1 protein-coding gene and 1 pseudogene are annotated in these 1181 nt (G+C 64.6%); both read left to right on the plus strand.

All coding sequences use genetic code 11. From position 1 onward, the window contains the following. The coding region (locus V8U06_RS29100) for an electron transfer flavoprotein subunit beta/FixA family protein (RefSeq protein WP_427143635.1) at window positions 1–693 on the plus strand (693 nt) is incomplete at its 5' end. 27 nt (window positions 694–720) lie between these two features. Further along, window positions 721–1181 (plus strand): annotated as a pseudogene (locus tag V8U06_RS29105) (electron transfer flavoprotein subunit alpha/FixB family protein); the annotation flags it as partial.

Below are 1181 nucleotides of genomic sequence, written 5' to 3' on the forward strand. Positions count from 1 at the left end.
AAGGCGGATGGCTCGGGTGTCGAGCTTGCGAACGTGAAGATGTCGATGAACCCGTTCGACGAAATCTCCGTGGAAGAGGCGCTGCGCCTGAAGGAAGCGGGCAAGGCGGAGGAAGTGGTCGTGGTGTCGATCGGTCCTGCGAAGGCTGAAGAGACGCTGCGCACGGCGCTGGCCATGGGCGCCGACCGCGCCGTTCTGGTCGAGACGGACGATGCCGTCGAGCCGCTCGCCGTCGCCAAGATCCTCAAGGGTGTGGCCGAAGCCGAACAGCCGGGCCTCGTCATCGTCGGCAAGCAGGCGATCGACGACGATTCGAACCAGACCGGCCAGATGCTGTCGGCCCTGCTCGGCTGGCCGCAGGCGACGTTCGCCTCGAAGGTCGAGATCGGTTCCGGTTCGGCCGAGGTGACGCGCGAAGTCGACGGCGGTCTTCAGACCATCGCGGTGAAGCTTCCGGCAGTCGTCACGACCGACCTTCGCCTCAACGAGCCGCGCTATGCGTCGCTGCCGAACATCATGAAGGCGAAGAAGAAGCCGCTCGACAAGAAGGCGCCGGCTGATTTCGGCGTCGATACCGCCGCGCGCCTGAAGGTGCTGAAGACCGAGGAGCCGTCGGGCCGCAAGGCGGGCGTCAAGGTCAAGACGGTCGCCGAGCTGGTCGAAAAGCTCAAGACCGAAGCCGGCGTGCTTTGATCCGGAAGATTTGAGGAGATTACGAACATGGCCATTCTTCTTCTGGCAGACCACGACAACGCCACCCTTTCCGACCAGACCGCCAAGGCGCTGACGGCAGCCAAGCAGATCGGCTCCGACGTGCATGTGCTCGTCGCCGGCAGCAATGCGAAGGCCGCGGCCGATGCGGCTGCCAAGCTCTCGGGCGTGACGAAGGTCCTGCTCGCCGACGATGCGAGCCTCGGCAACAACCTCGCAGAACCGCTTGCCGCGCTCATCGTGTCGCTCGCCGGTTCCTATGACGCCATCGTCTCGGCTGCGACCTCGGTGGGCAAGAACGTTCTGCCGCGCGTTGCCGCGCTGCTCGACGTCGCGCAGGTCTCGGAGATCATCGAAGTCGTTTCGGCCGATACGTTCAAGCGTCCGATCTATGCGGGCAATGCCATCCAGACGGTTCAGTCGACCGATGCGAAGAAGGTGATCACCGTGCGCACGGCGTCCTTCGCCGC

This window comes from Shinella sp. G-2, from assembly GCF_050172695.1.
Lineage (GTDB): Bacteria > Pseudomonadota > Alphaproteobacteria > Rhizobiales > Rhizobiaceae > Shinella.